Genomic DNA, 7927 nt, shown 5'->3' with positions numbered 1-7927 from the left:
ATCGTAACTTTTATCTTTATAGAGAGCTTTAGTATTACAGCCCATTAAAACGATGACCAATAAAAACACGCTTAATATTTTCCTAATATTCTTCATCATTATCTTTGATTTTCTCGATTTGTCCTTAATACCTACACTACTGCACCGTAAGAGACACTTCCTTCCGGATATCACGAGAGGAACTACCAATTGAAATTTTGTAGTCTCCCTTACTCACCTGCCAATCATGTATGTCAACGTTGTAAAATGAGAATGCATTCTTATCCAGCTGAATCCTTACATTCTGCTGATCTCCCGGCTGAAGTTTTATTTTTTCAAATGCCTTGAGTTCCTTTACCGGACGTGCAACCTGGGGATTAATTTCGCCCACGTAAACTTGAACGACTTCGCTTCCGGCCATTTTTTCGGTATTTGAAACAGGTATGATCAGCTCAAAGGTTTGACCGTCGATCTCTTTTAATTTAACCTCACCGTATTCGAAATCGGTATAAGATAAACCGTGGCCAAAGGCGAAACGCGGTTCAATATTGTTTTTTTCAAGGTATCGGTAACCTACAAAAATTCCTTCGTGATAAACTGATTTCAGATTCTCGTTTCGATAATACTTTAAACCGGGAGCATCCTCTTTCTTCACGTAAAAGGTAGAGGGCAGTTTTCCCGAAGGATTAGCATTACCAAGCAAGACATCAGCGATGGCATTTCCTCCTTCCTGACCACCAAACCAGGCCTGAACAATTGTGGGAACATCATCAGCCCAGGCTTCCATTACAGGTGGTGTTCCGGTAATCATCACCACAGCGGTATTGGGGTTTGCTTTGCTAACTGCTTTGATCAACGTATCCTGATTTTCCAATACCAGAAAATTTTTGTCCCGGCCTTCTCCTTCAAATTGATCTGAAAGACCGGCAAAAATGACAGCCATATCAGAGTTTTTAGCCAACTCAACAGCTTCCGCGATAAGATCTTCTCCAGGAATTTCCCAGCCCAACTTTATTTCTGAAATACCTGATTTTTTGAAGTACTCGAGCTCAAGATCATAATAGGAATTCTCCTTCAAGCTAATTTTACAGGTATCAATGGTGCTTTCTACATTCTCCTTCCAATTCTCAATAATTGTTTCCCCATTGATTTTTAAACGAACACCATCTGTATGCCGTATGAAGAACTTATACTCTCCACTAGCTGGTGTATTAATTTTCCCTTTCCATCTGGCTGAATACTCCCTGTTTTGGCAGATGTTATACATATCCGGTCTGGGAGCATCAAAGTACCACATAAAATTAATCTCCTCGTCTTCACGGGTAAAATGTGGCTTTCCCTCAAGATTAGGATTGGTAAAATACTCAGCTTGCAAACAATGTTTATTAGTTTTATTTGTAAAATACTTGCTTTCAAGCACTCGAATATCATCTTTTATGGCAGTTCCCAGAGAATATTCAAATTGCAATCTTTTATCCGCTTTACTTGTTAAACCCTCCAGAGGAGAAACTGAGTATGGTGGGTAAACTTTCGCGCTGCCTCCTCCACCTACTCTGGCATATGCCGTATTGGGTCCGATAACTGCAATCTTTTCGAATTTTTCAGGATCAATAGGCAGGAGATCGTTTTCGTTCTTTAAAAGCACAATTCCATTAACAGCAGCTTCATATGCAATCTGATTGTGCAACCTACTATTAATATAACCTTTACTCTCCTTTTGAGGATGATCAAAAAAGCCTGCCTCAAATTTGACTCTTAAGATCCGTCGCACCATTTCATCGATTCTCTCTTCGGTAATCAACTTGTCTGCCAGTGCTTGTTTTACATCTTCATTATTCAAATATTTATCGTTGGGCATTTCAATGTCCAATCCTCCATTAATACTACCAACTGTACTTCGCGTTGCTCTCCAATCGGACACAACGAAACCCTTAAATCCCCATTTATCCTTAAGTACTTCATTCAGGAGGTAGTTATTTTCACAGGCGTAGATTCCATTAACCAAGTTGTACGATGCCATTACCGACCACACTTTCCCTTCCTGCACTGCAGCTTTGAACATGGGAAAATAGATTTCGTGCATGGTACGTTCGTCTGCTATTACATCCAAAGTTTTTCTGTTCCACTCCTGGTTATTGCATGCAAAATGTTTCACGCATGCCAAAACATCCTCACTTTGCACTCCCTGAATGTATGGAACAGCGATCTGACTTGCCAGATATGGATCTTCTCCAAAGCTTTCAAAGTTTCTGCCTCCCACCGGGATTCTGTGAATGTTAACACAGGGAGCCAGTAAGCAATTTCGTCCATTCTCTTTGGTTTCACGTCCCAATAAGCCCCCAACATTTCGCATCAAGTCCCTGTCCCAGGAAGAGGCCAATGCTACCGGCGAAGGCAAAGCTGTTGATGTCCCCAATGTAACTCCAACCGGGCCATCGGTCATTTTCAGGCCTGGTATCCCTAAACGAGTATTTTCTCTGGTGTCCATTTTATACCCGGAAAGCTGCTCAATTTTTTCGTCCAGGGTCATCCTACTAAGCAGATCTTCTATTCTCTGTTCGACATCTGAATTTTTATTTTTATAAATGATTTTGTTACTGCAGGAAATCAATGCGATGACCAATAACAACGCACTGATAAAAAGATGATTCCTTTTCATATCAACAATATATTCGGTTCTTACAATTCATTTACACCTGTGTGATAACCGACAGGCAACATACCCCAACTTCATGTAGTGGTTTCGGGCATGCAAATATTTTCGTGTTCTCTACAAATCATTCTCTCCAACTACTTCTTTCTCCGCTTAAGATCCTCCTTCAGGATCGATCGCGTCAACGAATCAGTGTCCTGATATTGCTCACGAAGTGATTTTAATTTTTCCAGCATTTCCTTCTTTACTGAAGCATAGGCCGGATCACTGATAACATTTCTCATTTCAATCGGATCCTTTTCCAGATCATACAGTTCCCATTCATCCACATCGTAATAGAAATGGATCAGCTTGTACCTTTTGGTTCTCACGCCATAATGTCTTTTTACAGCATGTATACCAGGATATTCAAAGTAGTGGTAATACACCGCATCACGCCAGTTCTCACTATTTCCTTCCAGCAGTGGCAGCAGGCTTCTTCCCTGCATGTCATCCGGTATTGCAACACCTGCCACATCCAGGAAGGTTTCCGCAAAGTCCAGGTTCTGCACCAAATCATCATTTACCGATCCAGGATTTATTTTGCCTGGCCAACTCATCAAGAGTGGTGTACGGAAAGACTCCTCGTACATGAATCGCTTATCGAACCATCCATGTTCTCCCAGATAAAATCCCTGATCGGAGGTATATACGATCAGTGTATTCTCCGCCAATCCTTTTTCATCAAGGTAATCCAACAAGCGACCAACATTTTCATCTACCGATTTGATACAGGCAAGGTAGTCTTCCATGTAACGTTGGTATTTCCAACGTACCAGATCTTTTCCCTTAGGTGCTTTCTTCTTGAACTCCTTATTGATCGGACCATATACTTCATCCCATTTTTTTCGTTCTTTTGGAGTCATGCGATCAAGGTTTTTATGGTACGCCTTCTCATACCACCTTAGAAATTGCTCATGGCCCATCTCTTTTACAATGGCTGGATCAATTTTATTATCGTTGCTCAAGCCCATGTGATCGGAAATTCTCATTTCCGCATCACGCGCTGCGGTTCCCCTGTTCGCATAGTTGTCAAACAGAGTCTCCGGTTCCGGAATTTTCTCTCCTTTGAAATCGTTAAGATGTTTTTGGGATGGCAGCCATTCCCTGTGAGGTGCTTTATGGTGATACATCAGCATGAATGGTTTGGAATCATCTCTTCCCTTTTCCAGCCAATCTATGGCAAAATCTGTTGTAACATCTGTCACATATCCTTTCACATTAACCGTTCCTTCCGGTGTTTTAAAATCTGGATTGTAGTAGTTTCCCTGCCCTGGCAGCACCCTCCAAAAGTCAAATCCCGTAGGCTCTGATTTCAGGTGCCATTTTCCAACAACAGCTGTCTGGTATCCCGCTTTCTGCAACAACTTTGGAAATGTTTGCTGCTTCCCGTCGAATACATTCACATTATCTCTTACGCCGTTGAGATGGCTAAATTTCCCGGTCATTACCACAGCACGGCTTGGGGAACAGATTGAATTGGTAACAAAAGAGTTATCGAATCGAACTCCCTGTTGAGCCAACCGATCGATGTTGGGTGTTTCAATTAATTTGGAACCGTATGCGCTGATCGCCTGATAGGCATGATCGTCACTCATTATGAAAATAATGTTAGGGCGTTTTTCCTCTGCGCGAACCTCTTCTGTCGAAAATAATCCGGCAACCATACCGACCAAAGAAATTAATCCTAGAGCTAATTTATTTAGATTCATTTTTTATGTGTTTTACTATCCAATAATCAAGTACTTTTTTCAGATTTCTATCCTTAGTATTTGTTGCAACTTCAGCTATTTCATCTTTGTATGGATGTGCATCCTCTCCAAGGATATCCAACAGATTCGCGGCCCGAAGAGCCACCTTGCTATTTCCATTGGTCAACTCTTTCACAATGCATTGCAAAGCTTTTTCTTTCTGACCGGACAAATACAGACCTTCTGCTGCGACCACTCTGACATCACCTGACTTATCATTCAAATGTTTTTCAAATGCAGCAATCGATTGGGGATCCTGTGACTTTAAAATCACGAGACCGGTGGCCGCCCAGAATCGCACACTGGAATTCTCATCTTCCATGCGAGTCCGTAACAGATCGAGGTCTTCCTTTTTTCCAGCACTGGCGATTTCTGCAGTTTCAACGATTTTATCAAATGGAAAATCGCCTTTTCGAATGTGTTCGTAAACAGGCATCTGTTTGGAAATTTTTACAATCTCCCCCTCCGGAATGAAGCCGGCATCTTTTACCTGAAGAATATGTTGATGATTCGCCTCTCTCAACTCATTCAGCATCTCTGAATACTCTTCATTGTTTGCCAGATTATAAATTTCATGCGGATCATTCACTACATCATAGAGTTCTTCAACCGGTTTGGTTTGCCAGAACAAGGATTGGATTTCGTTGCACTTTCCATCTCTGTAATGAGCTTCCCATGCTTTTGCTGAGGCAGCTTTCCATAAATACTCTATATGCTGTCCCAAAACACGGTTTGGCATATAATTTCGGATGTAGTGATAGCGTTTGGTACGAATCCCCCGGGAAAGGTCGAACCGTTCGTCCATTCGTCCTCGAAATCCTATGGAGTATTTGCGGGTTTTTTCCTCATACGCTCCCATAAATGCTTTCCCATGCATATTTAATGGAGGTTGAATTCCTGCCAGGCTCAACACAGTAGGCCCGAGATCCACCAAATTGATAATGCGATCGGTTCGTTTCCCCGAAGAAAATGGCGTCAAATGTTGAAATCGCTTTGGAATACGGACAATCATCGGGATTTTGGTCCCCGCGTCGTTGATAAACCGTTTGCTGAATGGCAATACACCGCCATGATCGGAATAGTAAAACACGATGGTATTCTCCCACTCCCCACTCTCTTTCAACTCTGCAATCATCTCTCCCAACTGGTCATCCAGTTGCTTCATTCGGTGATAATAAACCGCATAATCCTTCCTGATCTCAGGCAAGTCGGGATGATATGGAGCCAACGTGACATCCTTCGGATCAACGCAAAGACTTTCCGGCTGCACATGGATCCTGCTCTCATGAGTGATATTAAAATTGAAGACGGCAAAGAAGGGCTCTCCTTCCTTACGATTCCTGTAATGTGCCTTCCTGCTTGATTCATCCCAAACCCCTTCGGGTTCAGGCATATTGTAGTCTTTTTTGGCATTGTTGGTACAATAGTAGCCGGCATCTCTCAGGTACTGCGGGAAAAACCGGAAAGAATCAGGAATCGGATAAGTACTCCGCATATTTTCAGTTCCAAGCGCACTGGCATACATACCCGAAATCAGGGATGAGCGTGCTGGCGCACAAACCGGGGCATTGGCGAAGGCATTGTCAAATACAACACCTTCGGCAGCCAATGCATCCAGATTGGGGGTTTGAGCGACCGAATCTCCATAACATCCCAGGTACGGACTATTGTCCTCGCTAACCAACCATAATATGTTAGGGGGTTGTTGATATTCCTGACATACCCCCAGGCCATGAGCTCCCATGGCAAGTCCCAGTAGAACCAGGGCCCTTTTTAGATTTTTATTTACTTTCAACATGATGCAACTGATTATTACTCCAATGGAATCTCCCGTTTACTAACACAGTTAAGTATTTCCTTGACGATCTCTGGTTTTTGATTCACCAAATCGTTCAGTTCAGTGGGATCATCCTTCAAATTGTATAGCTCCCAGGTTTCATTGTTTTTCTGTACCAGTTTCCAATTCCCCTTTCTATACATTCTAAAGTTTTTAATTCCTGAGGTCAGCAAACGATCTCTCATGAATTGTTCTCCCGAAAGAAGTGGCATGAGGGACTGGCCGTCCAGTTTCGGTGTTTTTTCACCATTTTCGGTTACTTCCGGATACTCTCCTTCTCCAATTTCAAGTAAAGTAGGGAGCAAATCCACAATGTGCCCCGGGCCATCAACAATCTTATTTTCAGGAATTTTATCCGGCCAATATGCTATGAAAGGCGTATTACTTCCCCCCTCATGCCCAAATTGCTTGTAATACCGAAATGGCGTATTACCTAAATTGGCCCATGCCGCACATAACGTCCGCCAGGAATCGGCTCCGCCAGGAGGTATTGAGAAATCCCTGTTGCTATCGTAGGGACAAGATCCATTGTCCGAAAGGAAAAAAACAACCGTATTCTCCAGCTCTCCAAGTTCTTCCAGCCTTTTCAGTACCCTGCCAATGTTTTGATCCAACCGGTCTATCATCGCAGCGAAAACAGCCATTTCAAGATCCAATTCATCTTTTTCTTTATCAGTAAGCGAATCCCACGGACGATACAATGGAATTTTCTTGCGAATTTCATAATCACTTTTAGGAGCACCCCGAAACTTATTGATATTGCCTTCGGATGGACTGAGCTTGCAATCTTTATCTATAAGCCCGAGTTTGACTAATTTTTTGTACCTATTCTTTCTTATTTTATCCCAACCTTTCAGGTATTTGTATCGATATTTGGCGATATCCTCCGGCCTGGCCTGAAGGGGAAAATGTGCCGAATGATAGGGCAAATACAAAAAGAAAGGATCATTCTTTGTTGTCGCCTCATTTAGAAATTTTAAAGCATAATCCGTAACAAAATCGGTTTTGTACAATGGTTTCTGACTTGCCTCAATTTCACTTACTTCAAGCTTCTTCTTACCCAGGTTAAAGCTGTGCTTAAAAGTTCCGGATGGAGGTACAAAATATTCATTGCTTAAATGATACCAGAAAGAATAATCGAAACTATTTGCAGCCTGACATCTTTCCGGCACCCAAGAGTCAAAATGCTGTTTTCCGCACATTATGGTAGTGTAACCAGCTTCCTTCATCAACTGCCCCATTGATTGGGAGCGGTGATCCCCTTTGAACAGTCCGGTGAACAGACTCGAACGACTTGGGTTGCATTTAGCCATGTTGTAAAACTGTCTGAAGCGAACTCCCTTACTGGCTAAACGGTCCAGGTTGGGGGTCTTGATTTCGCTACCGTAACACCCAATATCCGAATACCCGATATCATCCGCCATGATCAACACAACATTGGGCCGTGTTTTTTCCTCCTTTTCTGAATTTGCCGTTGCCGTGAAACCACTGGTAAGCAACAGGGAAAAAGTAATTGTATTTTTTAAACTTAATTTCATATCTCTTATACTTTTACACCAAATGCGATAATTAAATGGGCTAAATAAAAACATGTAATATTTTGATCTTATTCATCTGTATATAATTTTCTTATTAAGGTCAGATGGAACTTACCATAGATTAAATAAT

General features: G+C 42.1%; 4 protein-coding genes. All 4 read right to left on the bottom strand.

All coding sequences use genetic code 11. From position 1 onward, the window contains the following. Positions 1-136: 136 nt before the first annotated feature. A complete protein-coding gene (locus tag AC4MRQ_RS14105) occupies positions 137-2638 on the bottom strand; it encodes a beta-glucosidase (protein ID WP_491198331.1) in 2502 nt (833 codons plus the stop codon). Between the two features lie 131 nt (positions 2639-2769). Further along, positions 2770-4383 carry a sulfatase family protein gene (locus AC4MRQ_RS14100; RefSeq protein WP_491198330.1) on the bottom strand — a complete coding sequence of 538 codons (1614 nt, stop codon included), beginning with the start codon at positions 4381-4383 and terminating at the stop codon, positions 2770-2772. Then, positions 4370-6220: a sulfatase-like hydrolase/transferase gene (locus AC4MRQ_RS14095; RefSeq protein ID WP_491198329.1), complete on the bottom strand. Its 1851-nt coding sequence runs from the start codon at positions 6218-6220 to the stop codon at positions 4370-4372. Before AC4MRQ_RS14095 ends, AC4MRQ_RS14100 begins: the two co-directional genes overlap by 14 nt. Positions 6221-6234: 14 nt before the next feature. After that, entirely contained in the window at positions 6235-7797 is a 1563-nt protein-coding gene (locus tag AC4MRQ_RS14090; RefSeq protein ID WP_491198328.1) for an arylsulfatase, read from the bottom strand. Between the last annotated feature and the right edge of the window lie 130 nt (positions 7798-7927).

Source organism: Carboxylicivirga sp. (assembly GCF_982718395.1).
The sequence above is the reverse complement of the archived record's forward strand: the minus strand, read 5'-3'. Positions and strand labels throughout refer to the sequence as shown.